The sequence below is a fragment of the Paenibacillus sp. JL3B1040 genome (assembly GCF_057063165.1).
In genome coordinates this window covers 1,313,194-1,340,129 of record NZ_CM169317.1, presented here as the reverse complement: position 1 = coordinate 1,340,129, position 26,936 = coordinate 1,313,194, and the positions used below count along the sequence as shown (strand labels likewise).

Below are 26,936 nucleotides of genomic sequence, written 5' to 3'. Positions count from 1 at the left end.
GGCATGGGCGGGGCCTTGCCCAGCCGCCGGGGGAGATGGGCCGCGTAAAGAGGGGGAGAGCGCCGGGCAGAGTTTACGTCCGCCTTTGGGAGCCCTTTGCCTCCTCCTTCACTTCGTTCCCATCAGGGCAAAGGGCGGACAACAGCGGCTGTACGGCGATTCCCCCTCCCGATGCGGCCCCCCGGCACCTCCGCCCCCGCCAACGATCCAGTCCCAGCGGGCAAAAGAAAAACGCGCCCCGCTTACGCAAGGCGCGTTCCCTCATTTATACATCTCCGCCCGCACCGCATCCGCCGCCTGCTGTTTGGCGTAGACCCGCTTGGACAGGAGCACGCTCAGTTCGTAAAGCAGGATCAGCGGGATCAGCACCAGGAAAGCGGAGAAGAAATCCGCCGGCGTAATCATCACCGACACGACCACCAGCGCGAAATACGCGACCCGGCGCATCTTATTCAGCCGAACCGGGTTCAAAATCCGCAGTTGCGTCAAAAACAAAATGACCAGCGGCAGCTCGAACAATAACGAGATCGGCAGCACGATATTGGTCAAAAACTTGAAATAGTCGGCCATTCCGTACGTCTCGATGAGTCCCAGCTCCTTGTTCAGCGAACCGGTAAACGTCATGGCCAACGGGAACACCACGTAATAGCCGAAAGCCAGGCCCACCAGGAAAAGGATGAACACGTACGGAATGTATCTCGCCGTCGCTTTCCGTTCCCGAGCCTTCAGGCCGGGGCTGACAAACGCCCACACCTGGTAAAGCGTAAACGGCAGCGTGATCCCGAGCGCAACCAGCATGGCGATTTTCATATAAACGCCAACGCCGTCCCAAAACGAAAAAGCGTTTAATTCGATCGTCACGCCGGAAATGGCGTTTTTCGTCACATAGTGGTATATCGGATCAACCACGAAAAAGGCCGCCACCAACACTACGACGAACACGACGCAAACCGCCACCAATCGCCGCCGCAGCTCCGTGAGGTGTTCCACGAAACTTTGCGCATTGTCTTTCTCCGACATCTCCTGTTCTCCTTTCCCCGCCGGGCTTTCCCGTCAAATCTCATACAAAATCCCTCCGCGAAGGAAGGGATCAAGGTATCGCCTATGCAACGGGCACTGCCGCTTCCGGCTATTCGGGAAGGCGGCGGTCGTCCGGTTTGGGGCCCTCTACCTGCGGTTTCGGTGCGGGTTCCGTTCTTCTGGCCTCCGGTTGATCGTCCACGATATCCCGGGTCGCCTCCTTGAATTCACGGAACGTGCGGCCAACGGCCCGCCCCAGTTCAGGCAATTTATTCGGGCCAAACAGCAATAACGCCGCAATGACGATCAACAAAAATCCGCCTGCGCTCATGGTTGATTCTCCTTTCGTTACGGCAAAAAAATAGACAACGGCAAATCGAACCGATACATTCACTCGCCCACATCATACCATAATAAATATCACAGTTACAGTCTATTTATTTGACAATTTAACAAAGGAATAGAGAATAAGGGCCAATTGGAAGGAGGATTACAATCGGAATTGCCCTGTCACCATCAACAACGCTTCCGGCAGTTGGTCCATAATCGCCGCCAAATTTTCGTGCACGCCTTTGGGAGTCCCCGGCAAATTCACGATCAACGTACGTCCGCGAATGCCGACGATTCCCCGAAACAGCATGGCCGCAGGGTTCTTCTGCATCAATCGATAGCGCATCGCCTCCGCCATGCCCGGCACTTCACGTTCGATGACCCGGCGGGTCGCTTCCGGCGTTACGTCGCGGATCGCCAGCTCCGTCCCTCCCGTAGTAAGCACCAAATCGGCGTGAAAATAATCGGTCATTTCAATCAATGCGGCGATAATTTCATCCGGTTCATCGGGGACGATGCGGTATTCCACGATTTCGCCGCCCAATTCCTCCTCTACCAGCTCGCGGATTACTTGGGCGCTCGTATCTTCCCGTTCTCCCCTGGCCCCTTTGTCGCTGGCGGTAAGGATCGCTGTTTTCCAAACCATGAAGTCACCCTCCTCATCCATATAGGAACTCCCCTTGGAGTCCAACATCATGCCGGATCATGTCGATTCATGCTGAATTCCACGGCAAACTGCCTACTTTATCTATATCAAAATCCAGTACCTGCCGCAAATGTCACGAACGCAAGTAATCCCCGCTTTTGCCGCCCGACTTCGACCGCAGCAGCGTCGGGCCGATGACCATGTCCTTTTGCAGCGCCTTGCACATGTCATACACCGTCAACGCCGCGGCGGACACCGCGGTGAGCGCCTCCATTTCCACGCCGGTTTTGCCTTCCGTCTTCACCATCGCTTCGATGTACAACTCGTCCAGGCCGTTGTCGCCAAACGTAACATTCACGCCGGTCAGCGCCAGCGGATGGCACATCGGAATCCAGTCGGACGTCCGTTTTGCCCCTTGGATCCCCGCGACCTGGGCGACGGCAAGCACGTCACCTTTGCCGACCCGTCCTGCCTTGATCGCTTCTAGGGTCGACGGAAGCATGGAGAGCTTGGTCTCCGCCACGGCCACGCGAACGGTCGCCGATTTCCCGGAAATGTCCACCATCCGGGCGCGGCCTTGTTCATTAAAATGCGTCATTCCCTGACCCGATTCCGAGTTTGCCAAGCTTATCACTACTTTCCTTCATATAGATCGTTCCTTTTGCCGTAAACAGCAAATCCAGCCGGACATCATGCGGCTCCATCGGAATCGCCTCCGGCAGGATCAGTTCCTCCAGGGCAAGGGCGCTCAGGACGACCTTTCCGGTGCCCCCGCTCCGACGGGCCAATTCATCCAGCAGTCGGTCGTAATACCCCGCGCCGAATCCGATGCGCCCTCCGTTCAGGTCGAAGGCCAACCCCGGAACGATAATCACGTCGATTTCGGGGTAGCGCTCGGGAGGCCAAACGGCCGTATGCTCCGCCGGCTCCGGGATCCCCCAGGTGCCGGGAGCGAGGTCCGCCGGCCCGGTGAGCTCATGCAAGGTCAAACTGCGCTGTGCTCCAATCCTCGGCGCAAGCAGCAGGTCCCCCAGGGCCAGGCAACTGGCCAGCAAAGGCCCCGTATCCGGTTCATCCCGGAAAGATATGTAACAGAACAAGTTCAACTTGCCGCCGCGCCGCACCCGCAAGGGCCCCAGCACCTCGTGTTCCGCGAAACGGCTGGCGGTCAGCGCTTGCTCCATGCGGGATGCCTTCGGAATTTCGGCGCGCGCCTTCAGCATCCGCTGACGCAGCTCTTTTTTGGCATCCGCTAGCTCCATGCCGTCCTCCCCTTCCGCTCCCGTCTCATGTTTGCCGGCCTTCCAGCGGAAAGCCGGGCTTATCCGGCTTATCTCCTCCTTAGTGTATCATTGTTACATGAAAATGAAAACCAACGCACCCGGTTTGCAAAACGCGTGATTCCAGGCATTCATCGATGCAATTCGCTTGGGTTTCATGTACACTGGAGGTACGTGTTTTACCGAACTGATGTTTTACCATGAAAGACTGCAAATTTGTTTTTTGGAGGATCGAATCGGTTATGCTGCTTCAAGCTTCGAACATTACGAAATTATACGGTGTCACCCCCGTACTGGAGGGAATCAACCTTCAGGTACTGGAACGGGACCGCATCGGCCTTGTAGGCGTCAACGGCGCGGGCAAATCGACGTTTCTGCAAATTTTGGCCGGAGAACTCTCCTACGACGGCGGGCAAATCTTCAAATCCAAAGAGACGACCATCGGCTATCTGGCGCAAAATAGCGGATTGCAATCGGACCGCACCATCCGGGAAGAGATGCTCGCCGTATTCGCCCCGCTGATCGAAACGGAACGCGAGCTGCGCCGGATGGAAGAGCAGATCGCCGATCCGGAGCTAGCCCGGGATGAGAAAGCGCATCAGGAGCTGCTTGACCGCTACGCGCTGAAGTCCGACTGGTTCAAAGACCATGGCGGCTATGAAATGGAGACCCGCATCCGCATGGTGCTGCACGGCATGGGATTTGGCGATTTTGCACCGGACACCCCGATCGCAACGTTAAGCGGCGGGCAGAAGACCCGGCTTGCGCTCGCCCGCATATTGCTGCAGGCACCGGACCTGCTGATGCTGGACGAACCGACCAACCATCTCGACATCGAAACGTTAACTTGGCTCGAGGACTACCTGCGCAATTATTCCGGTGCGTTGCTGGTCGTCTCGCATGACCGTTACTTCCTGGACCGGCTCGTCACGGCGATCGTGGAGATCGAACGCCATCAATCGCGCCGCTACACGGGCAACTACAGCCGGTTTATCGAGCTGAAGGCGGCGGAATACGAAAGCCAGTTGAAGCAATACGAGAAACAGCAGGATGAAATCGCCCGGATGGAGGCGTTTATCCAGAAGAATATCGTTCGGGCCTCGACAACGAAACGGGCGCAAAGCCGTCGCAAGGCGCTGGAGAAGATGGATGTGCTGGACCGGCCGCTCGGCGACCCGAAACGGGCTGCTTTCTCCTTCGAAGCCGAAGTTGTGAGCGGCAAGGAAGTACTGCATGTCAACGGTCTTTCCTACACGTTTGCCGACAAACCCAAACCGTTGTTCCAGAACGTCAATTTCGATTTATACCGCGGCGAAACGGTGGCCTTGATCGGCCCGAACGGGATCGGCAAATCAACCTTGCTGAAAATGCTGACCGGCGATTTGCGGCCATCGGAAGGGACGATTCATTGGGGGGCCAAGGTAAAGATCGGCTATTACGACCAGGAGCAAACGCATTTGAACGCGGCCAATACGGTACTCGAGGAAGTTTGGGGCGCTTTTCCCCACATCGAGGAGGCACGGATCCGCAGCGTCCTGGGCAATTTCCTGTTCAGCGGCGAGGACGTGCTTAAGAAAGTCGCAGCTTTAAGCGGCGGAGAGAAAGCCCGGGTCGCCCTAGCGAAGCTGATGCTACAAAAAGCCAACGTGCTGATCCTGGACGAACCCACCAACCATTTGGATCTGTTCAGCAAGGAAGTGCTGGAGTCCGCTCTGATCGAATACGATGGAACACTGCTGTTTATTTCCCACGACCGTTACTTCCTGAACAAGATGGCGGAACGGATCGTCGAGCTGCATCCGAACGGTGCGGATCATTTCCTGGGTAATTATGACGATTACTTGGCGAAGAAGCAGGAGCTTGCCGAACTCGCCGCCGAGCAAATGAACAGCGAATTGGCGAAGGCGACCGCAAACGCAGCCGGCAAGTTGACCGAACACGAAGCCCCGGCGGTCAAATCCGGCGCAGCTTCCTATGAAGCCGATAAACAGGCGAAACGCGAAGAACGGAACCGCCAACGCCGGATGGAACAACTGGAGGAAACGATCTCCGGGCTTGAGGACGAAATCGCCCGGCTGGAAGCCGAACTGACCCTGCCCGAGGTATATCAGGACTATACCGCGGTCCAGGAACGACAGGACGGAATCGACCGCCGGAAAGAACAATTATCCGCCGCCTACGAGGAATGGGAATCGTTAGCGGATGGATAAAGTTCATAAAATATTTTTGATTTTCCACATTTTCAGTTTACCTGAGTTATGCACAACTTTATCCCCATTATGCAGAGCATATCTGACCTCAAAACGGCCCGCTGGGCCGTTTTTTTGCGGGGATACCGTCGTTTTTTGTCAAATTCTACGTTTTATCCACCAACTTATTCACATTATCCACAGTTTTCTGAAAATAAAGCACTCCTTTTCTCCCGTCTAGCTCAATAGGTTAGCACGCAAGCTTTCATCTTTTTTTCATGAAAATCGCCAACAAGTTGTGGATAACCTTGTCCACAACTTGACAAAACCTTAGTCTTAGGCCCAACTCCTCAACCGGCTCCAAGATGCCGATTCTCTTCGCAGGAAATCGCCCAGGTTCGAAGCTCATAGTTCTCGGCTCCCGATTTCACGAACGGATCGCGCTCCGCGATGTCCCGCGCCTCTTCCGGACTATCCGCTTGGATGATGACCATTCCGCCTTGGTGATCGAGGAATGGCCCGCACATCACAAGCCGCCCGCTCCGGTCCAGCTCCCTTAAGTGAGCGACGTGCCCGCGGATCAATTCTTCATCCAAGCGTCGACCCGGATTTAAGGACAGCAGGATGACGTACCTTTTATATCCCTCATATAGTGCTTTGCTCATAGTGGATTCCTCCCTGATCTAGTCTGATGCTTCCTGCCCAATTTCCTTCCATTTCGCGCTTCCGCTCGCCCCCTGCCCGTTGAAACCATCCGAAATGCCTATTGCCCTGCCCTTTTTAAAATCATTATGATCTCTATAGAGCTGCAGCCGAAAAAGCACATAAACCGTCAAATATTCACCGAAAAGGAGAGAATGGAATGAAATTTGTCAAAGCCGCTTCACTCGCCGCACTGGGCGTCAGCCTTGTCTTCGTGGGAGGATGCCAGATGTTCGGCACATCCCAAGGCGCTTCATCCACGACTTCCCCTTTTACGGAATCCAAGCTGCCCGGGGGCGGTCTGGCTCTCCCGCAGAACGAACGGCTCCATCTGTCCACCGACAAGCAATGGATCGAAAGCGAAGGTCATTTATCCGACCTGATCCGCCTTCAGTGGACGGCGGACCGCGCCAAACCGGCAATCGCCTGGGCCGATGAACAAGGCAAGGACAAAACGGCGATTATCTCGCATGATAAAGCAAACAATCCGGAACAACATGATCACAAGCATATTTCAATCGAAACGACGATGTCTCCGACCGGAGAGTATAAAGATCAGCTCTTTACCCGTTTGGAAATCCCCTACGATACCAACGTTGCCGAGATTCGCACCCACTCCTCCAATTTTAACGTCATGGACGGCATTTTGCGGGTGGCCGGCGAAGGCAACCGGGACGTGCAGCTGGCAGGCGCCGGCAAGGATAACGCCACGTCCCCGCTTTGGAGCCTGCGCGCCAACAGTGCCGAGCTGAAAGGCGGCAACGCCGGGGCTGACTTTAACCTGGTCCGTTATTCGGATAAAGGGGAAGCGATCGACAGCGCCCTGACGATCAAGCGGGATAACGGGCAAGTCGGCATCGGGACTGAGGATCCGCAAAGCGCGCTGGACGTCAACGGGGACGGTATCCGCATCCGCGAATCCCGCACGCCCGCTTCCTCCAAGGCTCCCGGGAATCCCGGCGACATCGCCTGGGATGACAACTACATTTACGTCTGCGTCGCTAAGGACACCTGGAAACGCACGGCGTTGTCCAGTTGGTAAGCTGATGTCAATCGTCGGCGGCCGTGATGCGGATGCCCGCGTCCGCCTGAATTTCCGTCCTCACCCGGCCCTTGGCATTGTTGCCGACGAATTTGATTCGATACGTACCCGGGCGAACCGTCAGCTCCATCTTCCCTTCGCTGTTCCCTTCGGCAAGTGTCGTCACTTGGCGCTCCGGCCCAATGGCCACGAGCTTAAAGCGGCCGTCGTCGAGCTCCTGCCGATGAAGGAAAGTCACCTTGCCCTCCGCCGAGGCATGGATGAGCCAAATCGTTTCCATTCCATAAAAAGAGGAAAAAGAAATCGTCGTCGATCCATTGTTCGTCGTACTAGCCCGTTTCACGTAAGTAAAAGTGTCGCCTTCCTGGGCCAGCTCCGATTCGTCGTCGTACAGCCGCTTTTGCCGTTCCGTGGCCGGATTGCAGCCGCCCAAGACGGTCAGCAGCACCGCAGCGCACAGCAAGCCGAGTAAGAGCCGCAGGCCGCCGGGCCGCCGTATCATGTTGCCCGGCTTCAGGTTGTTCCGCATAAATCCCCCTCCTAAGCGTTGGCGCCGGACGGCTTCCGATAATAGCCGGCGATCGCAGGCAGCACGGTCAGCGCCTGGATCGCCAATCCCCAGGCCGTATACACCAAATGCACCGCGGAGGAACCGCCAAGGATGTAGATTTGGGCCGATATCCAGATGATTAATCCAAAGCCGATATACAGGGAAAAGGCCCAAGACCAGTGCCGATCCTTAAAAAGATTCAGCTTCTCCGCAATGCCCCAGTTCCATTTCCACACCAGTGCCGTCGTAACCGCAAGCGGCAGCATGCCAAAAACCATCAACAGAATCAGCCCCGGAATGAAATAATCCGGGAACAGCGGGATCTGCATCACGTCCAGCGGCATCCCCAGCAAACCTCCCGACGGATCCAGGACCAGCGCACCGCCGCCAAACACGGCGCCGATGCCCAGCAGTCCCTGCAATCCGATCAATAGTGCGCAGGCCGTCGGTCTTCCTTTCGCTTTCACCATTCGTACAACCCCTTTTGCAATTTCATGTTTGTGATTAAATTCACCTATCGTATAAAAAAAGAAGACGAGTCTTATTTCGGCTCATCTTCGTTGTTACTGCTACTTTATCATAGGAAATCCCGCTTGGGAACGGTGGATTGCCATATGGGGGGCAACTTGAAACAATGGGAGGTTCCCGAGTAGAATAAATAGATACTTTAAATTTTAGAGAGAGGGGCCAAGCCGCCATGACTCGAAAAGCCGTCCACAGCGTCACCGACCTGATCGGCGAAACGCCGGTCGTCCGATTAAACCGGTTGGTCTCCGGGCAGGATGCGGACGTATACGTCAAACTGGAATTTGCCAATCCGAGCGGAAGCGTCAAGGACCGGGCCGCCGCTCACATGCTCGAAACGGCCGAACGGGCGGGCTTGCTGACCCCCGGCAGCACGATTATCGAGCCGACCAGCGGGAACACCGGCATCGGGCTGGCCATGAACGCTGCCGCCAAAGGGTATCGGATCATCCTCGTCATGCCGGACAACATGACCAAAGAACGAATCGTCCTGCTGCGCGCTTACGGGGCCGAGGTCGTGTTGACGCCGGCCTCGGAGCGCATGCCCGGCGCGATCGCCAAAGCCCGGGAGCTCTCGGCCCAAATCCCGGGCAGCTTTATGCCGCAGCAGTTCCAGAACCCCGCCAACCCGGAAATTCACCGGCTCACGACCGGACCGGAAATCGTGCGGCAAATGGACGGCCGGCTTGACGGGTTCGTGGCTACGGCAGGCACGGGCGGCACCATTACCGGCACCGGCGAGTATTTGCGAGGCGTCATACCGAACCTCCATATCGCCGTCGTCGAGCCGCAGGGCTCCCCGGTGCTCTCCGGCGGGGAACCGGGCCCGCACAAGCTGGTGGGCACAAGCCCCGGTTTTATCCCGCCGGTATTGAATACCGCCGTGTATGACGAAATCGTTCAGGTCAGCGATGAGGCTGCACTGGAAACGACGCGACGCTTGGCTGCTCAAGAGGGCCTCTTGGTCGGACCGTCGTCCGGCGCTTCGGTCTGGGCGGCGCTCCGTTTGGCCCGGCGGCTGGGATCCGGCAGACGCGTATTGTGCATCGCGCCGGACACCGGAGAAAGATACCTGAGCATGGGTGTCTTCGGCGAGCCGACGGACGCAGAGGGATAAGCGAAAGAAGGAAACCATTCTATTTAGGAAAAGAGGATGAACTTATGCCCCAAATGATCGGAGACATCTCCCATATCAACAAGGCCGAACTGCACGCCTTGCTTCAAGATCCCGCCAGCGAAACCGTCGTCATCGACGTCCGCGAGCCGTTTGAATACGAAGCGGCGCATATTCCCGGGGTTCCGCTGATTCCGATGGGCGAAATCCCCTACCGGCTCGAAGAACTCGATCCGGAGCAGGAATACGTGTTTGTATGCCGCAGCGGCTCGCGCAGCTACGAGGTCGCCCGTTACCTGCAGGCCCAGGGCTTTGAACGGGTCCACAATTTCCTCGGCGGCATGCTTGACTGGGACCTTGAGGTCGAGTCCGGACCAGCCGACGATTCATCACATGAAACATAACGCGAAAAAGCAACTTGAATTAAACGCGGCGGCGCTCCAACCAGCCTACCGCGTAATCGACCAAATCCCGTTGGGGCATCAGCAGCGCGGTTGCCCCGGCGACTTGGCCGCGCTTCACCAATCCGGTCTCCTGCGCGAAATCGGCGCCGAGCTGTTCGAAGTCCTCGGAATCGTAATCAAGCTCGGTAAATTCCACCCACCGTCTTTCGCCCTCCACCCGCATCGGCGCCTTTGCGGTGTAAGTCTCCTTCCCCGGATAGTTCGCCCGGCACTCCGCCAAATGCATCGACGTATTGTTCCCGTAACCCACGCCAAGCAACAGGACATCCCCGCGCAACTCGTAAATCCGCGCGAGCGGCGAACGCTCGCCAAGCCCGAGTTCCAGGCCGTGGTCCGCCGTAATAAGGTTCGCCTGCGGGCCTCTGGCCGCGAACGAAACCTGCGGATGTCCGCTGCGCAAGGCGCCCTTCTGCTTGCGGAACGTGTCCGGAATGACGCCCATGTACCATAACGGCGTCAGCTCGGGATCATAAGCCGGCATTTGCGCGCGAATCGTGTCCCACCACGCCTTGGGCGCCGGCGGATTCTGCCATCTGGCCGGATCTCCAACGTCGCCCGAATGGGTGGGCATCACCAAGGTGCCTTCTTCGCCCAGCGCCGCCTCCAATGCCAGGACGACCGCCGATGGGCCGCCGCAAACCCACTTCCCCAGCGCTTTAAATGACGAGTGGACGAGCAGCGTCGATCCTTTCCGTACCCCCAATGCCTCCAAATCCGCCCGCAGCGTCTCCACTGTGTACAATTCCCCTTGAATTTCTTCCATCATGCTTCTTTGATCTCTCCTTATCTTCCCATGTCCCTCTGAACATTTTCCCCGTGTCTCGCCCTCCCCGATTGAACAAGCTTCCGGTATACCTAACCGGTCTTGCGGCTATTCCTCATCGCGTTCAGCAGTTGAACGTCGGCTGAAGTGACGAACCGCCGATACTCCGGCGAGTCCATGCCGTAAATCGCGATTTTCCCTTGTGCGTCATAGTGCACGCCCCATCCATACTTTTTGGGAAGCGCCGAAGCCCGCAGGCAGGGGTGCGATTTGCTGAACAGCTCCTCCCAGAGCTCCTGCCGGCGCTCCCGCACGACCTCCTCCGGGATTTGCTTGTGGCGGATATGCACCTCGAACAGCAGCTCTTCATGATTGTACCGGTACGGAGCTTGCGAGAGCAGCTCGTATTGAATGACGTGCGCAGGTTTCGCGGATCCCGTCGATACCGGGACGATCCCGCGGTCGGCGGGACAATCGGTCGATACGCGAATAAATGTGTTTTGGTAGCTCACGGCCCCCGGCCTCCTTTCTTTTTCCTTATTATAGCTGAACCTTTAAATTTAAAGAATTGGGCACTAGCGTTTGCATTAACTCCAACAGTACTTTCTCTTGCCTCACTAGCAAGCACTTAACGGCTAAAATATCTGCGCAGGTACAGTTATTTACCTAATACCATCCATCACCTTACAGCGGGAGCTCCGAAACTTATACTTTCTTACTCATAATCATAACCACCCGTCCAACGGGTGGTTTGCTCTTGGGGTATAACCCCCTGTTGCCAAACTGCGCCTAAAGACGCTAGCCTGACAATAAAATTGTTCAGGCTCAGTGTATTTTGTCACCTTCACTTACCAGTTAAACTGGTTTACTTCTTCTTGCCACCGTTACTGCTGAACGGATCTTCATATTCTTTTACACTCAGCTTATCCATCGCCTGGTCGTGTACTTCTTGTTCACGAATATACTTTGCTACGGTAGCTTCATTCAGTCCCACTGTACTCACATAATATCCCTCCGCCCAAAATTTTCGGTTCCCGTATTTATACTTTAATTGGGCATGTTTCTCAAAGATCATGAGGGAACTTTTTCCCTTCAGATATCCCATGAAAGATGACACGGATATCTTTGGTGGAATGGCTACCAACATGTGTACATGATCCGGCATCATATGACCTTCTAGAATCTCCACGCCTTTATACTTACATAGACGTTTGAAAATTTCGATCAAGTCTTTCCTCACTTGATTATAGATTTCTTTCCGTCTATACTTCGGGGTGAACACAATATGGTATTTGCACATCCACTTTGTGTGAGCAAGACTGTAGTTCTTGTTTGCCATCTAAGACCATTCCTTTCATTGAGCCTGAACATCTCAATTTTATCGGGATGGTCTTGTTGGTCAAACCCTCGTTCCCTCCACCCGCATAGCGGGTGGTTTTTTGTTTCGCACGCTTCGCGTACTCAACTGGCTAAAGCCTAAAAAAAACCGGCGGTGCATGCACCGCCGGAACGATCACTCGGACGTTTTATGCCGGGTTCGGTTGTTGGCCCGCTTTGTTCTTGGCCAGCTTCAAGTAACCCTGCACGTTCAGAATTTCGCTATTTTCTTCAAACCGCAAACGCATCGAGCCGGCCGCATCGATCAGGTACGATTTCAGCGCCGCCGCACCGCCGCCAAGCACGTAGAAGCATTCGATGTCCGGGTATTTCTTCCACCGCTTGCGGATCAGATCGACCAGCTTCTGCGCCGCCCGGCTGAAATACATATCGACGATCGGACGAATGTCCGCCTGACCTTCGCCCACGCGCTGGATGACGAATTCGCGGTTGCGGATCCGCCCAATCAGCTTTGTGCGGCTGGGGAAGCGGTAACCGAACTGGTCCTCCACGTCGCGGATAATCGAATCCAGATACGTCGCCAGCCCAAACTGCTCGCCCGTGCTGAACTGATTATCGATATTCATCCGCTTCACCACGGGGAAATCGGTGGTCAGAGCACCAATCTCGCAGATGCCGATGCAGCCATTATGCAGCTCTTCGTTCCGCACCTGGAGCGTATCGTTCGTCGCCAAATGGAATAAGGCGGCCGCGCCTTCCACGGACACGATCGTGCGGCGGATGTTGAGGCGCACCGTGCGCCCGCGCAACTCCGGCGTGGACAGGAACGTCACTTCATGCTCGCCGGTCAGCCGCTCCTCGAACGCTTGATGAAATGCCACGTAAGTCCGGACAGGAAGCCCGGTTCCAATTATGTATTCAGCCTCTTCGATCCCGGTTCCCGCCGTCGGATAAGCTTGTCCCGTAAGGGCCGCATAAGCCAGCGCCGTCAGCGCCACGACCAGGGACTGGTCGCTGGTGGCTTTGTTGTCCGTTTCCTCCAGCTCGGAATTGTCCTGATCCTCCATCGCCAGCAGGCCTACGAAATACCGCTGGTTATTTCTCTTTAATTTAGGGCTATAGACCCGAACATCCAGCGCCTTCAGCGGAGAATCTTCCTCTTGAAGCACATGTCTATCATATCCGGGAGAGACGATACTCGGAATAATGATCGGTCGTTGTGAACCGTCAATCACTACCTTAACGCTGTCGTTGCCAACGTCGATTCCGGCAATTCTGATCATAATAAACCTCCTTACGTTAGGAAAGAAGACACTTTTCCAATTATTTCTCATTTCGCTTCCCTTCGACAAATTCCTGCTTAAGGCGTGAAAATAGTTACAAAATTTTTTTATATGAAAAAGGGATTTGCCACATTTTGCCGAAGTAGTTGTATTGGCAAGTTACAAGGAATGACCTTGGTCCTACACAGTGGCATGTTCAACCCAAGATAATCAGGAGGAAGTCATGAAGCTCAGATTCAAAAAAAACGTAAACCGGCGTTATACGCTGCTGATTGTGCCGGAAGGGACCAGCCCCGTGTTCCGTTTTAAATTCCGCTTTTTCTATTTATTGGGCATCTTGGTCGCCGCAGCCGTGCTGCTCACCTCCGTGCTGATCCTATATGCCGTTAACCGCACCCATACGAACCGGATCGGAACGCTCGAAGCGCAGCTGTCCGATTCATCCGACCAGTTCAGGAACACGGTCGTGAACAAGGAGCAGGAAATCGACCGGTTGTTAAACGAGCTGATCGATCTGTCGGAAAAGTCGAAAACCATCGAATCGAAGATGAGCGAGCTGGAACAGCTGGAGGCCGAACTGAAGTCGATTACGGACGGGGGATCGGGCAAAGCGAAGAACACTGCAGCCGCGGACAAAAAAGCGGCGATGGACACCCTCGCTGCCGAAGGCGGAGTCGGCGGAGAATCGATTCCGCTTAGCGAACAGGACGTAGCGCAGCTCGTCCAGGAGACGAAAGAGAGCATCACCACCTCGCTGCAGGAGATGCCCGATTTACAGAAACGGCTGGAGCAGACCAAAGTGGCCATCCAGGAATATAAGGCCTTGATGGCCATCTTGCCGACCTTTTGGCCCACCGATTCCGAGAGGGTGACCTCCCCTTACGGCAAACGGGAGGACCCGTTTAGCGGGCGGTTAACGATGCATGCCGGAATGGATATCGGAGGCAGCGTCGGCGATCCCGTTTATGCGGCGGCCGACGGCAAGGTCGTTGATACCGGATACACCAGCGCACGCGGCAACTATATCACGATTTCCCATCCTTCGGGATTGAAAACGAACTATATGCATTTGAACAAAATTTTGACCGAGGTCGGCTCTACCGTCAAACAAGGCGATACCATCGCGGAGCTGGGCTCCACCGGCCGCAGTACCGGACCGCATCTCCATATCGAGGTCGTAAAGAACGGCAGTACGGTCGACCCGGCCAATTACCTTAGGAAACCCGGAGAGGAAGAGTGATCATGAAATTAAGAAATAACGCAAAACCCGTCAAGCTGGATCCGAACACCACCGATACTTTGATCGGGGAGGGCAGTATTTTCGAAGGAAAAATCCGCTCGGACGCCGGCGTGCGCATCGAAGGTCAAATTACCGGCGACATCGAATGCGAAGGCGATGTGACGGTTGGCGAGAAAGGCGTGGTCCATTCCAACATTCTGGCTCGCAACGTCATTATTGCCGGTACGGTCAATGGCAACGTGCACGCCAAGAACAAGCTGTCGATCACATCCAAAGGCAAGCTGTTCGGTAACATGGTCGCAACTTCCCTTTCCATTGAGGAAGGCAGCATATTCGAAGGCACCAGCAAGATGGGCAGCTCGGATAAGCCCAATTCCGCCGCTTTGAAGGAGACGGCGGCAGCGGCTGACGCCGAGCAGGCACCTCCAGCCAAAAATAACGGAAAACAGGATGACGATGCGGTTTATAAAACGTGGTGAATCAAGGAATGGGAAAGGCCGGACAATTTGTCCGGCCTTTCGTTTCGATCGTTAGCCCTCGATGCAGAATTAGCTTGGGGTGACGGACCAGCCCTCCAGCGATAGGGAAGGCTCCGCTTTCAGCTCCAGATTGGAGAACTCGCCGGTTTTCCACTTCAAATAAGCGGCTGCGCCGATCATCGCCGCGTTATCGGTGCAATACTTCAGCGGCGGAATCAGCAGCGCGATCCCCTCGCGTTCGCAGCGCTCGGCAAGCGCCGCGCGCAACCCGCGATTGGCGGCCACGCCGCCGCAGAGCAGCAGTTGCCGCGAGCCGGTGGCGCGAACGGCGCGGACCGCTTTCTCCACCAGCACCTCGATCACCGATTCTTGAAACCCACGGGCAATCGCCGGCTGGTAGCCGTCCTCGCCGCGCATCTTGTGCTGGTTCACCGCGTTCAGCACGGCCGATTTGAGTCCGCTTAGGCTGAAGTCGTAGGAGTCCGGCTCCAGCCAGGCCCGCGGCAGCTCCTCCGCTTCCGACGCCTCCGCCGCCAGCTTGTCCACGAAGGGACCGCCGGGATAAGGAAAACCGAGCGCCCGGGCCACCTTGTCGTAGGCTTCGCCGACGGCGTCGTCGCGCGTCCGGCCGAGCAGGCGGAAGCGGCCTTCCCGCTCCATCAGCACCAGCTCCGTATGGCCGCCCGAGACGACCAGCGCCATGGACGGATACCGCATCTCCGCCTCCAGGCGATTGGCGTAAATATGACCGGCGATATGATGCACGCCGATCAGCGGCTTATCCAGCGCGAAAGCGAGGCTTTTGGCCGCCATAATCCCGACGAGCAGCGCGCCGACCAAGCCGGGCCCTTCCGTCACGGCGATCGCCGACAGCGATTCCGGCGGAATCCCGGCCTCCCGCACCGCTTCCTCCAGCATCCGCGTAATGCTCTCGACATGCTTGCGCGAAGCGACCTCCGGCACGACGCCGCCGAATGCCCGGTGCGTTTCGATCTGGCTGGCGATGAGGTTGGACAGCACCTCCGTCCCGTTCTTCACCACGGCCGCCGAAGTCTCGTCGCAGCTTGTCTCCACCGCCAAAATATATATGTCCTGCTCTTGCTTTACCACAAACTTTCGCTTCCTTCCCCGGTTTCCGACTGCGACCTTGGCAGCTCGCACCACATTATGATTGCATCTTCATGATTATCGGAATAATACCCTTTTCGCATGCCCGCCGGGGCGAAGCCCATTTTCTCGTAAAGCGCGCGGGCCACCGTATTGGACACCCGTACCTCCAGCGTCATCCGGACCATGCCCAGCTCCCCCGCCCAGTCCATCATCCGGCGCAGCAGCTTCTCCCCGAGATGGCGCCCGCGGTACGCGGTCCGAACGGCGATGTTCGTAACGTGGGCCTCGTCGAGGATCGTCCACATCCCGGCGTACCCGATCGGTTCGCCTTGAACTTCCATGATTTGATAACGGGCAAAATGATTATGCGTCAACTCGTTGCGAAACGCTTCTTCGCTCCACGGAAGCGAAAACGATTCATGCTCGATCACCATGACGTCCGGCAGATCCGCAAGCGTCATGTTGCGAAATACGATGTCTTGTTCCAGCTTCGCCGCCCCCTCGCCCTACGCGTTCCGCAGCCGTTTGGCTTCGGCCTCGGCCAACTGCGTATAATTCGGCTCCAGCGCATGGACGTCGTCCGCCGGCAGCGCGGTGCGCGCGATCCCGGCGATGCCCATCCATGCGCCCTCCAGCTCGTAGGGCACGAGCTGGACCCGCTCGCCGAAGGCGGCGGTCAGCGGCGCGATCGCCGCTTCGTGCTTCGCGGTTTCGCCCACGAACCAGAGGCGGGCCGGCCGCTCGTCCGGCGGCAGCTGCTCCAGCTGCTGCTTCAGCTCGCCGGCCCACCCGTCCATGAGCCGGATCGCGTCGGGTTCGAGACGCTCCGGCCATCCGCCCGGCGCCGGTGCGCGAAGCAGCGCCGTATAGGCCTGTCCGCGCCGCGCGTCGATCAGCGGCGCGATCCAGTGGCTGCCGGCGGTAGCGCGGCGGCCTTCCGCGGCTGCGCAAGCGGCGACGGTGGCCTCGGCCCCGTCGCCGCCCGCAGCCGCCGTGGCCGGCCGGCTCAGCCCGGCCGGCGCGCCCTGCCGCGCGGCGAGCTCGCCCAGCGCGGCGGCGTCTTGCCCGCTGGCGCCGGCCCAGCCGCCCAGCGCCAAAGAGGCCAGGCTCGAGACGCCGTAGACCGGAAGCCGAAGCGACCAAGCCAAGGTCTTGGCGGTCGTGACGGCGATCCGGATCCCGGTGTAGGAGCCCGGCCCAATCCCGACGGCGATCCCGTCCAAATCCCGCTTGGCGAGCCCCGCCGCCTCTAGGCATTCCCCGATCGCCGTCACCAGATAGGCCGAATGGTTCCGTTCGGCCTGGATATTTCGTTCGGCCAGCACGCGGCCGCCCTCCATCACCGCCACCGCCAGCGAGGAAGTGGCGGTGTCAAACGCCAGCAGCCGCTGCGACGGCCGTTTGTGTTCGTATTCGTTCATCATCAGGATACTCCATTCTCTTTCAGGACCGACACCCACGCCTCATAGATTTCGCCCTGCCCATTGATATGCATGCGCCGCTTCGTCGCCGACACCGTCTCGATGTAGATGCGCAGCGCTTCGTCCGGCAGCAGTTCTTCGATCAAGCTCGCCCACTCCACCAGCGTGACGCCGTTTCCGTAGAAATACTCGTCCAATCCCAGCTCATCCGCCTCGTCCGGCGAAAGCCGATAGACGTCCATATGATAAAAAGGCAGCCTGCCCTCATACTCCTTGATCAAGGTAAAGGTCGGACTGTTCACCGTATCCTTCACGCCGAGATGCTTCGCGAACAGTTGGGAAAACGCGGTTTTGCCCGCGCCGAGATCCCCGTCCAGGGCGATCACCGTCCCCGGCTGCGCCAGCCGGGCCAAAACCGCTGCCAGTTGCTCCGTCCCATCCAAATTCCCGGCTTCGTATACCCACTGCGCAGGGGTGTTGCCCTTGTTCTTATCCATGCTCACTCTAGCTTACCACCTTTATCCCGGTTCCAACCCAATCGCGCCTCATTCGATAACCCATGTTCCGCTAACGGACCGAGAGGCCCTTATCTGCTCATTTCCCGGACATTTCCCGCGCTAACGGACTCAGGAGCCGTTATTTCACCTTTACGGTAGAAAAAAACCGGAATTCAGGCAAATAAGGTCTCTCTAGTCCGTTAGCGGCCGGAACTCCACGCCTGCAGACATATAACGTCCCTGATGTCCGTTACGATATCCGCTTATCTTCATGCTAAGCCCTGACGGGTGTCCGTTACCGGCCCGCGGCCTTTCATCGTCTTGTTCCCTGATGTCCGTTACAGCCGCGTACATGTCTCCTCGAGGCACGTGCTGGGCACTGTCCTCATTATATCGGTCCACCGCAACCCCCGCAACCGCAGAACGCAGGATCGAACTCGAACGAAAACGAGCGTTAATCCGCGTAAATAGAAACCACGTTTAAAACCATACTACTAACAATATGCGGATCCGCAACGAGGATCCGAAGGAACAAGAAAGGGGTTTGAACCATGCATACCGTCTGGAAAGGAGCGATCAGCTTCGGACTGGTCCATGTTCCGGTCAAAATGTTTTCGGCCACCGAAGACAAGGACATCTCCATGAAATACATCCATAAAGTCTGCGGCAGCCCGATCTCCTACGTTCGGCGCTGCCCGGCTTGCGACGTCGACGTGAACTGGGACGACATTTCCCGCGGCTACGAATATGAAAAAGGCAAATACGTGCTTTTTGAAAAGGAAGAGCTGGAGCAGCTGTCCGCCCACGCCGAAAAAACGATCACCATCATCGACTTCGTGGATTTGAAGGAGATCGATCCGATTTATTTTCAAAAAACGTATTACCTGTCGCCGGACCAGGCCGGAGGGAACGCGTACCAGCTCTTGCTGGAAGCGATGCGCCAGTCGGGGAAAATCGGCATCGCCAAAATCGCCATCCGTTCCAAAAGCAGCCTGGCGGCCATCCGCGTGATGGAAGGGTGTTTGGCGATCGAAACGATTTTTTTCCCGGACGAAATCCGACCGATCTCTCAAGTGCCCAACCTTCCGGAGAATATTCAGGTGAACGATAAGGAGCTGACGATGGCGAAAATGCTGATCGAGCAGTTGTCTACCCCGTTCGAGCCGGAGAAATACACCGACGACTACCGCGAGGGACTCTTGCACTTAATCGAGCAAAAAGTCGCCGGCGAAGAGATCAGCCTGGCTCCGGCCAAGCCGGAGACCAACGTCATCGACCTGATGGCCGCGCTGCAGGCCAGCATCGAAGCCGTCAAGCCGGTCGCCGCCGACCCGGGCCCCGCCGCTGCCGCACCGGCGAAACGTACGCGCAAGCCTGCGGCCAAAAAGGCGAAGTCCGAGCCCAAAGCCGCTCCCGCCGCAGAAACGACCGGGACTGGAAACGCAACCCCGAGCGTCGCGGTAAAGCCGAAGCCCAAACGCCGTGCCGCAACGAAGCCGGAGGCAAAGTAGGGGAGCGCCGCTAACGAACCGGAGGCGAAGTAGGGGGGCGCCGCTAACGAAGCCGGAGCCGAAGTAGGGAGCGCCGCAGCAACTGGCCGCAGTTGCAACTGCAGCATCGGAGTATTTGTACGATTTATCGTATAAATAAGTAGCAGCTACCTACTGTTCAGAGGCATATGTATGAATATTCGTACAAATCCGCCGAAATCAAATGCTGCGCAAGCCGTTTTGTACGATAAATCGTACAAAACGGGGGTGCACCGCCGCTGTGCGGGGACATTGCAATGAATTTTCGTACAAAACAACCCCTTCGGGCCGCTGCTTCAATGTAGAGTAGCCACTTGGACGTGGATTGGCCGCTTGGACGTGAAGCCGCCGCTTCGATGCGGACAGGCGGGGCCCCGCCTACATGCTTTGCCGCATATCGCACGCTTCCGGAGAGACGTTCGCCCATCCCTGAATGATCGGATGGCGCATCGTGCCGCCGGGCGTCCATTCCAGAAATTGAAGTTTCACGGTCAGGGCCGGCTGAATCCAGACGGCCCCTTTGATGCGTTCGGGGACGTTGACGAACGGCCGGTTCGGCACGATCAGCGGCTTCACGTTCTCCGTCAGGTCGCGCCAGTCCGACACCTTCCATTTGCCGCTGCCGGCATGTCCAATATAGATGAACCGTCCCTCCGGGTCGTATAAACCCAGCAAAATGGCGTTCACCCTGCCGTCTCGGTACGTCACCCCACCGATGACCGCGTACAGATCGCGGGCCAGTTTCTTTTTGACCCAACGGCCATCCTTGCCCCCAAAGGCATAAGTGCTGTCCAGCCGTTTCGAGACGACGCCTTCCCAGCCCCGCTCCTTCATTAAGGCAAACAGCCGCTCCCCTTCCGCCACATTCGGGACCAGTTGCACCCGTTCGGAGGGGAGCACGATTTCCTGCAGCAGATGCTGGCGATTTGCCAGCGGCTCTCCGTTCACCCATTTCCCGTCATGGTACAGGATATCGAAAATCATATAAACCGCCGGAATCCGACCGCTGGCGAAGCGGATCTCTTGCTCCCGCCGCAGGCTGTCGCGGCGCATGATTTCGTGGAACGACGGCTTGCCGTCCGAGAGGGCGATCATTTCCCCGTCGAGAATCAGCGATTCGGCCCGGCAATAGGCCCCCGCGTCCTGAAACTCCGGATACTGCAGCGTCCGGTCGTTCCCCTTGCGGTTAATCAGCTTGACCTCGCGGCCGTCGCTGTACGTAAGCATCCGCACGCCGTCCCATTTGACCTGGGCTATCCATTCTTCCCCTTGCGGGATCGTATCGCTGCGAATCGGTTCAAACGGCGCGATCGGTTCCAATTTCATGCAGCTCACAGACTCCTCTCGACTCCCAAACCTTTCGGAATAGTTTCCCCCAGTTTGCCCCCGGCCTCCGCGATCCATTCCGGCCGTCCCGCTCCGTTCATAGTTTCCCGTTTCCCAGGCAAGCCTAAGAAAACAACTCGATTTGCGGCAGCCCATGCCTTAAACTGCAATCCGAACCTGAAAGGAGGAGCGGCCATGCCCAGAACGATCAAAGGGACGATCTCCGTCGATGGCGAAGAGGTGCCCGTGTCCAACCCCGACAAGCTGCTGTGGCCCGAAGCCGGCATTACCAAGCGAATGTATTTGGAGAAACTGGCCGAGCTTTCGCCCTATTTGCTGAAATATTGCCGCAACCGCCTGCTGACGACGATTCGTTATCCCGGCGGCATTCACGGCAAGTTTTTTTACCAGAAAAACGCCCCCGACCCATTGCCGCCCTTCGTCCGCACGGCCGTCCACGAGAACATCAACTACGTCGTGCTCGACCGGCTGCCGGTGCTGCTGTGGCTCGGCAACCTCGCTTGCATCGAATTTCATCCCTCCCTGCATTATGTCGGGGAGCAACTGCCGTGCGAATGGATGATCGACCTCGATCCGACGCGGGAGGACGAGCCGCGAATCATGGAGGCCGCCGCTTTGGTCGGCGATATTTTGACGTCGCTGGGCCTGCGATCCGTGCCGAAGACGTCCGGCGCCACCGGCGTGCAGATCATCGTGCCGATCGAATACGGCATCACCTTCGACGAGTTGCGGAGGATCGGCCATTTCGTCGCCCGCTACGTCACCGAGAAGCATCCAAACCTGTTTACCATTGAACGGTTGAAAAAAGATCGCGGCGACAAAATCTATTTCGACTATTTGCAGCATTACGGCGGTAAAACCTTGGCGGCCCCTTATACCCCGCGGGCCCGTACGGCCGCCAGCGTATCGACTCCGCTCGCCTGGGACGAGGTGCGGAAGAACCCCAGGCCCTCCGATTTCAATCTGCTGAATATCGGTCAGAGGCTGAAGGAACGGGGGGATTTGCTCGAAGCCGTCCCCCCGCAGTCCTTGCAACTGATTTTACAGCACTTAAAAACTCCGGCACGGTCATAAAGGGGACGGCTACAAAAGGGGTGACAAGAGCCTCGCCAGCAGCTCCAGCCCTTTCTGCCCGCGCGGCCGCCGGGCGAAGTCCTCAGGCAAGATCGGTACCGAATCGGCCAGATCTTGCTTGAAATCGCGCTCCAGCCGGGCGATCGTATCCGGATCGAACAGCAAGGCGGTTAATTCAAAGTTGTAAAAAAAACTGCGCATATCCATGTTCGCCGTTCCTACCGAAGCGAGCAAGCCGTCGATGAGCATCACCTTGGCATGGATAAAACCTTTCGTATACTGCACGAAATTCACCCCCGCCTGCAGCAGATCTTCGACGTAGGATAACGAAGCCAGTTTGACCAGGCGGCTGTCCGAATGGTAAGGCATGATGACGATCACTTCGACCCCGCTCAGAGCTGCCGTTTTGAGCGCCGAATACACGCTGGGGTCCGGTATGAAATAAGGCGAAGCGATCCAGATCCGGCGCTTCGCCACCGCGATGGAATTAAAGCACATTTCCTGAATCGTGTTGCGCGGCAAGTTGGGCCCGCTTGTCAGGACCTGCACCTGCTCCCCCCCGGGCCCTTCGCCGGACGGAAACAGGGCGGGGTCTCCGAGATCCTGGCCCGATGCCAGCAGCCAATCCTCCAGGAAGGCGAGCTGCAGATAATGAACCGAATCTCCCTCCAGTTGCAGATGCGTATCGCGCCAATACCCCATTTTCTCATAGAGACCGAGGTAGTCGTCGCCCACGTTTAACCCGCCTACGAATCCGACCCGTCCGTCGACTACGACGATTTTGCGATGATTGCGGTAATTGACTCGACGATTCCGCACGGCGACCCGCGGCGGCAGAAAGAAGTAAACCTCCACGCCAGCCTTCCTAAGCCTTTCGGTAAACGAACGCTCCAGCTTAAAGCTCCCGAGCCCATCGCAGATCATCCGTACCTTGACCCCCTCCCGGGCTTTGCGGATCAACACCTCTCCAAAGGCCGATCCGATCATGTCGCTGCGGAAAATATAAAATTCGAGGTGGATATGATCCCGCGCCTGCTCCATCCGCTCCAGCATCGCCCCGAAGGCCGTTTCCCCGGAGGAATACACTTCCGTCCGGTTTCCGCCCGTGATCGGGTTGGCCGCTTGGTGCGTCAACAGCGCGTAAAGCCGCTCCTGATGAGCAAATTCGGGATTTTGCATCCCCTTCAGGGTATCCGCGATCAGCGACCGGCGGCTCAGCAACTCCCGGATGCCATCGAACGGGACGGGTCCCCGCTGCAGCAGCCATTTGCGCTTCTTATAGTCGCGTGCCATGAAATAATAGAGAACAGGACCCAATGGAGGGCACAGGAACAAAATGAGCATCCAGGCGACGGCCTTGCCGGGATTGCGGAATTCGAGCAGCAGAATCAGTCCGAGATGTACGATAAAAACAAGCAATATGCCGATCAGCCAGAGCATGCCTTCCACCCTCCCCTGCCATCAGCATTAACCATCCCGGCGGCGGTTTATTCATGGCACCCGTTCGAATCAAGCCCGGCGCTTTATATCAGACAGGACCAGTTTTTTGACATGATTTAAGAATCATAGGAATAGATAAGTTATAGAACCAACGAAGCGTAGGGAGGGGATGCCATGAGAAGCGTTAGCGTACCGAATCCGCATCGGATGACGCTGCTTGTCCTTCGGGATGCCGGCCGGCCCGTCAAACAGGTGCAAGTGTCCAAGCCGCTTGTCGTCGCCGTTCCATTGCTGGCGCTGCTGTCCATTTCCGGGTTGATCGTCAGCCTGCAGGTTCATTCGGATCAGGCCGTTTCCCGCCTGGAAGGTCAACTGGAGCGGCAAACCCTGGCCTTTGAAGCGGTGGTAACCAACAAAAACGAAGCGATTCAGCGCTTGCAGAACGAAGTGATCGCCTTATCGAGCCAGTCCAAGGATATGATGGACCGGATGGAGCGGGTAGCCGAACTCGAAGCGGAGCTTCAGAAATTTATCGATAAATACGGAGACGGCGATGCGAAGAACCTGGGCAAGCTGTCTTCGCTGTCCCGGGACGATTCGCTGAATGCGCTTGGAGACAGCGGCGTCGGCGGCGAGTTCATTGCGGTCCACGAGAACGAAATCGAGGCGCTCGCTAGGGACACGCGGGATGATTTTGCCGCGATGAACGACATGCTTGACGAGATGGAGAAGAATGTGCCGTTGACCTTGAAAAGGGCGAAGCAAACGCAGTATTCCCTGTCCGGAACGCCATCGGAATGGCCCACGCTGTCCACGCGGCTAACCTCCAATTTCGGTTACCGTACCGATCCGTTTACCGGCCGGGCGGCCTTCCACGCGGGGATCGACATTGCCGGCAAAGTCGGCGACCCCATCTACGCCGCGGCCGCAGGCAAGGTTGTTACCGCAAAACGGGACGACTCCCACGGCAAATACATCGTGATCGAGCATCCGGGCGGCCTGCAAAGCTGGTACTTGCACCTGAGCGATATCGACGTCTCCGTGGGCGACGAGGTGAAGAAAGGCGAAAGCATCGGCAATCTGGGCAATACCGGGCGCAGCACCGGGCCCCATCTGCATTTTGAGATCGTCAAAGGCGGCAAAGCCGTCGATCCGCTGTCTTATTTGAAGTAATTCAGACTTGGAAAGGAGGAGACCGGTTATGTTCAAAGACAACAAAAAAGCCCCCCGCCTGACCGATACCTTGATCGGCCAAGGCAGCCTCGTTGAAGGCAAGCTGGAGTGCAAGTCCAATTTGCGCGTGGAGGGCCAAATCCATGGGGAAATCGATTGCCAGGGCCAGGTAATCATCGGCGAAACGGGCGAGGCCATGTCCAATATTACGGGCGCCGAGGTTATCATCGCCGGCAAAGTCGTCGGAGATGTCCGAACGACAGGCAAATTAACGATCACCGCAAGCGGCCAGATCGACGGCAACGTGGATGTCGCCAAGCTGATTATTGTCGAAGGCGGCTTGCTGAACGGGTCGAGCAAAATGGAAAGAATCGCGCCCGCCCCCACCCCTTCCGCCTCTTCGGGCAAGGGAAAGATGAAGAAAGCGGCACGTCCCGAAGCGGGGTAAGTGGTGATGAGTGGAACAAAAAGTTCCCGTCTGCCGAAGCATACGGGAACTTTTATTTTTGCGTTTTTAGGCGGCGACGTCCCTTTTCTTAAACACCAGCCAGGCAATCGCCAGAAACAGCAGCACGTACGCCGTCAGCACGAAGGCGGAAAAGCCCAACGTCATGCCCGCCGGACCGACCGCGCCGCCCTGGTAGCGACTAAGCCCCATATTGGCGAACAGCATATACTTGGCCCAGGCATAACGCGCAGGATGAAACAGCATCGTAAAGAGGTTCCCCGCAAACAGGATAAACATCGATAAACCGATGGCGATACCGCTGGAACGAAAGACGGTCGAGATCATAAACGAAAACGCCGCGATGACCAGCAGGTCAACATAGCTGTACAGCAGACTCTCCAGAATCCGGCCTAGCGGGCTTTCCCCCGGCAGGAAAATGTGCGACGGCTCGTTCGGAAAAATGAGAAACGCGACGGCCAGGGCCGAGACGAAAAATACCGCGCTCATCGCCAGCGTAAACAACAGCACGGACAGCAGCTTGGACAGCAGCACCTTCGTACGCGTCCACGGGCGGATCAGCAGCAGCTTGATCGTCCCCCAAGTGAACTCGCCGGCCACGATGTCGGCGGCCACAATCGCCGAAAAAATGCTGACGAGATAATACAGGAAGCTCAATTGATCCAGGGCGTCCCAGGCGCTCAAGCTGCGGATGCCCCCGCCTAACGAGAACAGCACCCCAAACAGGATCGTCAGCAGGACGAGCAGCCCGAACATGATCCAAGTGCGGACCCGCCGGTAGATTTTCATGTTTTCGTTTTGGACCAACGCGAGAAAACTATTCAATGTCCTTCCCTCCCGTCAACTCCAGGAATTGATCTTCCAGCGAACGCGTCACGGCCTGAATGGCGTACACTTCGATGCCCGCCATAACCAGCTTCGCGTTGATTCCGGCCGCGGCCTGCCGGTCGGCGGACACGACCAGCCGGCCGCCTTCGATGCGGCCGCCTTCGATGAGCTCCGCCGCGCGCCGTGGATCGCTCACCTCGAAGGCCGTTTCCCGCTCTCGGCCGTCTCCCGCCTCCGGATGCAGGGACTTGACGTCCACGAGCCGTCCCTGCTGGATCACCGCGACCGTGTCGCACATCAGCTCCATTTCCGACAGCAAATGGCTGGAGACGAACACGGTCGTGCCTTCCTCCCGCGCCAGCACCCGCAGATAATCGCGGAGCTCGCGGATGCCCTGCGGGTCGAGCCCGTTGGTCGGCTCATCCAGCACCAGCAGCTTCGGCCGATGCAGGATGGCCTGCGCTACCCCCAGCCGCTGGCGCATGCCCAGCGAATAGGTTTTGACTTTATCATGAATGCGGTTCTGCATGCCGACCCGCTCGACCGCCTCCCAGATCCGCTGCTTCGTTACCCCCGGGGACATGCGGGCGTAATGCAGCAGATTCTGATACCCGGTCAGGAACTTGTACATCTCCGGATTCTCCACGATGGCGCCGACATGCGAAATCGCTTCTTCAAAACGGTTCTTGATGCTGGCCCCTTCGATCAGGATGTCGCCTTCCGAAATGGACATCAGCCCGACCATCATCCGGATCGTCGTCGTTTTCCCGGCCCCGTTCGGCCCCAGGAAGCCGTACACCTGCCCCCTCGGGATGTCCAGCGTTAATCGGTCGATCAGCGTCTTGCCGCCGATGCGCTTGCTGACGTCCCGCATGCGTACGACCGGTTCCTGCGTCATCTCCATGGATACTCCCCACTCTCTCTTCGAACTGTATCCCGTTTCGTCAGGATAATTTCTCCCATTCTACCACAAGCCGCACGTCGGCTAAAGCCTCCCCAAATGATGGGGAACTGACGGTAGGCTGACAAAAGGACGAAGCCAGGCGGCAAGCTACGGGGCAGGGTTTGGGACACACGAAAAAAGGA

31 protein-coding genes are annotated in these 26,936 nt (G+C 57.3%); 10 read left to right on the top strand and 21 right to left on the bottom strand.

Going from position 1 to position 26,936, the window contains the following annotated elements; translation table 11 throughout:
* Positions 1 to 73 precede the first annotated feature (73 nt).
* The 6 genes from ACZF99_RS05820 to ACZF99_RS05795 all read right to left on the bottom strand — a co-directional run bounded on the left by ACZF99_RS05820 (position 74) and on the right by ACZF99_RS05795 (position 3,258).
* Positions 74 to 265 carry a hypothetical protein gene (locus tag ACZF99_RS05820; protein WP_483609855.1) on the bottom strand — a complete coding sequence of 64 codons (192 nt, stop codon included), beginning with the start codon at positions 263 to 265 and terminating at the stop codon, positions 74 to 76.
* The gene (gene tatC / locus ACZF99_RS05815; RefSeq protein WP_483609853.1) at positions 262 to 1,020 is read right to left on the bottom strand and encodes a twin-arginine translocase subunit TatC; all 759 of its coding nucleotides are present in this window, start codon (positions 1,018 to 1,020) and stop codon (positions 262 to 264) included. The genes ACZF99_RS05820 and tatC overlap by 4 nt, the downstream gene beginning before the upstream one ends.
* 109 nt (positions 1,021 to 1,129) lie before the next feature.
* Complete coding sequence (tatA, locus tag ACZF99_RS05810) at positions 1,130 to 1,351, bottom strand: twin-arginine translocase TatA/TatE family subunit (RefSeq protein WP_483609851.1); 222 nt, start codon at positions 1,349 to 1,351, stop codon at positions 1,130 to 1,132.
* 159 nt (positions 1,352 to 1,510) lie between these two features.
* On the bottom strand, positions 1,511 to 1,996 hold the full coding sequence (locus tag ACZF99_RS05805; protein ID WP_009226288.1) for a MogA/MoaB family molybdenum cofactor biosynthesis protein: 486 nt from the start codon (positions 1,994 to 1,996) through the stop codon (positions 1,511 to 1,513).
* Between the two features lie 133 nt (positions 1,997 to 2,129).
* A complete protein-coding gene (moaC, locus tag ACZF99_RS05800) occupies positions 2,130 to 2,594 on the bottom strand; it encodes a cyclic pyranopterin monophosphate synthase MoaC (protein WP_483609849.1) in 465 nt (154 codons plus the stop codon).
* Positions 2,581 to 3,258, bottom strand: a complete 678-nt coding sequence (locus ACZF99_RS05795) for a 5-formyltetrahydrofolate cyclo-ligase (RefSeq protein WP_483609847.1) — start codon at positions 3,256 to 3,258, stop codon at positions 2,581 to 2,583. Before ACZF99_RS05795 ends, moaC begins: the two co-directional genes overlap by 14 nt.
* A gap of 260 nt (positions 3,259 to 3,518) precedes the next feature.
* Here ACZF99_RS05795 and ACZF99_RS05790 point away from each other — a divergent pair, with 260 nt between their 5' ends.
* Positions 3,519 to 5,486: an ABC-F family ATP-binding cassette domain-containing protein gene (locus ACZF99_RS05790; protein WP_483609845.1), complete on the top strand. Its 1,968-nt coding sequence runs from the start codon at positions 3,519 to 3,521 to the stop codon at positions 5,484 to 5,486.
* Between the two features lie 329 nt (positions 5,487 to 5,815).
* Here ACZF99_RS05790 and ACZF99_RS05785 read toward each other — a convergent pair whose 3' ends face one another.
* Complete coding sequence (locus ACZF99_RS05785; RefSeq protein ID WP_483609843.1) at positions 5,816 to 6,130, bottom strand: YciI family protein; 315 nt, start codon at positions 6,128 to 6,130, stop codon at positions 5,816 to 5,818.
* Between the two features lie 197 nt (positions 6,131 to 6,327).
* On the opposite strand from ACZF99_RS05785, the gene ACZF99_RS05780 reads away from it, so the two are divergent.
* A complete protein-coding gene (locus ACZF99_RS05780) occupies positions 6,328 to 7,209 on the top strand; it encodes a hypothetical protein (protein ID WP_483609841.1) in 882 nt (293 codons plus the stop codon).
* 7 nt (positions 7,210 to 7,216) lie between these two features.
* Here the strand turns inward: ACZF99_RS05780 and ACZF99_RS05775 are convergent, their stop codons facing one another.
* Both ACZF99_RS05775 and ACZF99_RS05770 read right to left on the bottom strand, forming a co-directional pair.
* On the bottom strand, positions 7,217 to 7,738 hold the full coding sequence (locus ACZF99_RS05775) for a hypothetical protein (protein WP_483609839.1): 522 nt from the start codon (positions 7,736 to 7,738) through the stop codon (positions 7,217 to 7,219).
* Positions 7,739 to 7,749: 11 nt separating this feature from the next.
* Positions 7,750 to 8,229: a hypothetical protein gene (locus ACZF99_RS05770; protein WP_483609837.1), complete on the bottom strand. Its 480-nt coding sequence runs from the start codon at positions 8,227 to 8,229 to the stop codon at positions 7,750 to 7,752.
* 227 nt (positions 8,230 to 8,456) lie between these two features.
* Between ACZF99_RS05770 and cysK the strand changes: the two genes are divergently transcribed.
* Together cysK and ACZF99_RS05760 are read left to right on the top strand one after the other, a co-directional pair.
* Positions 8,457 to 9,401 (top strand): cysteine synthase A, encoded by a 945-nt coding sequence (gene cysK / locus ACZF99_RS05765; protein ID WP_483609835.1) that lies wholly within the window; start codon positions 8,457 to 8,459, stop codon positions 9,399 to 9,401.
* Between the two features lie 44 nt (positions 9,402 to 9,445).
* On the top strand, positions 9,446 to 9,802 hold the full coding sequence (locus tag ACZF99_RS05760; RefSeq protein WP_483609833.1) for a rhodanese-like domain-containing protein: 357 nt from the start codon (positions 9,446 to 9,448) through the stop codon (positions 9,800 to 9,802).
* A 19-nt stretch (positions 9,803 to 9,821) separates the two neighbouring features.
* Here the strand turns inward: ACZF99_RS05760 and ACZF99_RS05755 are convergent, their stop codons facing one another.
* From ACZF99_RS05755 to ACZF99_RS05740, 4 genes are all read right to left on the bottom strand, one after another.
* Complete coding sequence (locus tag ACZF99_RS05755; RefSeq protein WP_483612563.1) at positions 9,822 to 10,625, bottom strand: AAC(3) family N-acetyltransferase; 804 nt, start codon at positions 10,623 to 10,625, stop codon at positions 9,822 to 9,824.
* A 92-nt stretch (positions 10,626 to 10,717) separates the two neighbouring features.
* Positions 10,718 to 11,137: a DUF6157 family protein gene (locus tag ACZF99_RS05750; RefSeq protein WP_483609831.1), complete on the bottom strand. Its 420-nt coding sequence runs from the start codon at positions 11,135 to 11,137 to the stop codon at positions 10,718 to 10,720.
* 353 nt (positions 11,138 to 11,490) lie between these two features.
* Complete coding sequence (gene tnpA / locus ACZF99_RS05745; protein ID WP_240268557.1) at positions 11,491 to 11,964, bottom strand: IS200/IS605 family transposase; 474 nt, start codon at positions 11,962 to 11,964, stop codon at positions 11,491 to 11,493.
* Positions 11,965 to 12,151: 187 nt separating this feature from the next.
* Complete coding sequence (locus ACZF99_RS05740; protein WP_483609829.1) at positions 12,152 to 13,246, bottom strand: ParM/StbA family protein; 1,095 nt, start codon at positions 13,244 to 13,246, stop codon at positions 12,152 to 12,154.
* 223 nt (positions 13,247 to 13,469) lie between these two features.
* Here ACZF99_RS05740 and ACZF99_RS05735 point away from each other — a divergent pair, with 223 nt between their 5' ends.
* Together ACZF99_RS05735 and ACZF99_RS05730 are read left to right on the top strand one after the other, a co-directional pair.
* On the top strand, positions 13,470 to 14,486 hold the full coding sequence (locus tag ACZF99_RS05735; protein ID WP_483609827.1) for a M23 family metallopeptidase: 1,017 nt from the start codon (positions 13,470 to 13,472) through the stop codon (positions 14,484 to 14,486).
* Positions 14,487 to 14,488: 2 nt separating this feature from the next.
* Positions 14,489 to 14,965 carry a bactofilin family protein gene (locus ACZF99_RS05730; RefSeq protein ID WP_483609826.1) on the top strand — a complete coding sequence of 159 codons (477 nt, stop codon included), beginning with the start codon at positions 14,489 to 14,491 and terminating at the stop codon, positions 14,963 to 14,965.
* Between the two features lie 69 nt (positions 14,966 to 15,034).
* Here the strand turns inward: ACZF99_RS05730 and tsaD are convergent, their stop codons facing one another.
* The 4 genes from tsaD to tsaE are packed head-to-tail and all read right to left on the bottom strand — an operon-like array spanning position 15,035 to position 17,993.
* A complete protein-coding gene (tsaD, locus tag ACZF99_RS05725) occupies positions 15,035 to 16,075 on the bottom strand; it encodes a tRNA (adenosine(37)-N6)-threonylcarbamoyltransferase complex transferase subunit TsaD (RefSeq protein ID WP_483609824.1) in 1,041 nt (346 codons plus the stop codon).
* Complete coding sequence (rimI, locus tag ACZF99_RS05720; protein WP_483609822.1) at positions 16,069 to 16,536, bottom strand: ribosomal protein S18-alanine N-acetyltransferase; 468 nt, start codon at positions 16,534 to 16,536, stop codon at positions 16,069 to 16,071. The genes tsaD and rimI overlap by 7 nt, the downstream gene beginning before the upstream one ends.
* 45 nt (positions 16,537 to 16,581) lie before the next feature.
* Positions 16,582 to 17,496, bottom strand: coding sequence for a tRNA (adenosine(37)-N6)-threonylcarbamoyltransferase complex dimerization subunit type 1 TsaB (tsaB, locus tag ACZF99_RS05715; RefSeq protein ID WP_483612562.1), 915 nt, complete (start codon positions 17,494 to 17,496; stop codon positions 16,582 to 16,584).
* A 2-nt stretch (positions 17,497 to 17,498) separates the two neighbouring features.
* Positions 17,499 to 17,993 (bottom strand): tRNA (adenosine(37)-N6)-threonylcarbamoyltransferase complex ATPase subunit type 1 TsaE, encoded by a 495-nt coding sequence (gene tsaE / locus ACZF99_RS05710; protein WP_483609820.1) that lies wholly within the window; start codon positions 17,991 to 17,993, stop codon positions 17,499 to 17,501.
* Positions 17,994 to 18,544: 551 nt separating this feature from the next.
* Between tsaE and ku the strand changes: the two genes are divergently transcribed.
* Positions 18,545 to 19,504: a non-homologous end joining protein Ku gene (ku, locus tag ACZF99_RS05705; RefSeq protein ID WP_483609818.1), complete on the top strand. Its 960-nt coding sequence runs from the start codon at positions 18,545 to 18,547 to the stop codon at positions 19,502 to 19,504.
* A gap of 396 nt (positions 19,505 to 19,900) precedes the next feature.
* Here the strand turns inward: ku and ACZF99_RS05700 are convergent, their stop codons facing one another.
* A complete protein-coding gene (locus ACZF99_RS05700; protein WP_483609816.1) occupies positions 19,901 to 20,848 on the bottom strand; it encodes an ATP-dependent DNA ligase in 948 nt (315 codons plus the stop codon).
* A 195-nt stretch (positions 20,849 to 21,043) separates the two neighbouring features.
* On the opposite strand from ACZF99_RS05700, the gene ligD reads away from it, so the two are divergent.
* Positions 21,044 to 21,943, top strand: coding sequence for a non-homologous end-joining DNA ligase (gene ligD, locus ACZF99_RS05695; RefSeq protein WP_483609814.1), 900 nt, complete (start codon positions 21,044 to 21,046; stop codon positions 21,941 to 21,943).
* Positions 21,944 to 21,952: 9 nt separating this feature from the next.
* Here ligD and cls read toward each other — a convergent pair whose 3' ends face one another.
* The gene (gene cls, locus ACZF99_RS05690) at positions 21,953 to 23,383 is read right to left on the bottom strand and encodes a cardiolipin synthase (RefSeq protein WP_483609812.1); all 1,431 of its coding nucleotides are present in this window, start codon (positions 23,381 to 23,383) and stop codon (positions 21,953 to 21,955) included.
* 174 nt (positions 23,384 to 23,557) lie between these two features.
* On the opposite strand from cls, the gene ACZF99_RS05685 reads away from it, so the two are divergent.
* Positions 23,558 to 24,556: a M23 family metallopeptidase gene (locus tag ACZF99_RS05685; protein WP_483609810.1), complete on the top strand. Its 999-nt coding sequence runs from the start codon at positions 23,558 to 23,560 to the stop codon at positions 24,554 to 24,556.
* A gap of 28 nt (positions 24,557 to 24,584) precedes the next feature.
* Positions 24,585 to 25,004, top strand: a complete 420-nt coding sequence (locus ACZF99_RS05680) for a bactofilin family protein (protein WP_483609808.1) — start codon at positions 24,585 to 24,587, stop codon at positions 25,002 to 25,004.
* Between the two features lie 66 nt (positions 25,005 to 25,070).
* Here the strand turns inward: ACZF99_RS05680 and ACZF99_RS05675 are convergent, their stop codons facing one another.
* Both ACZF99_RS05675 and ACZF99_RS05670 read right to left on the bottom strand, forming a co-directional pair.
* Entirely contained in the window at positions 25,071 to 25,847 is a 777-nt protein-coding gene (locus tag ACZF99_RS05675) for an ABC transporter permease (protein WP_483609804.1), read from the bottom strand.
* The gene (locus ACZF99_RS05670; protein WP_483609802.1) at positions 25,840 to 26,748 is read right to left on the bottom strand and encodes an ABC transporter ATP-binding protein; all 909 of its coding nucleotides are present in this window, start codon (positions 26,746 to 26,748) and stop codon (positions 25,840 to 25,842) included. Before ACZF99_RS05670 ends, ACZF99_RS05675 begins: the two co-directional genes overlap by 8 nt.
* Between the last annotated feature and the right edge of the window lie 188 nt (positions 26,749 to 26,936).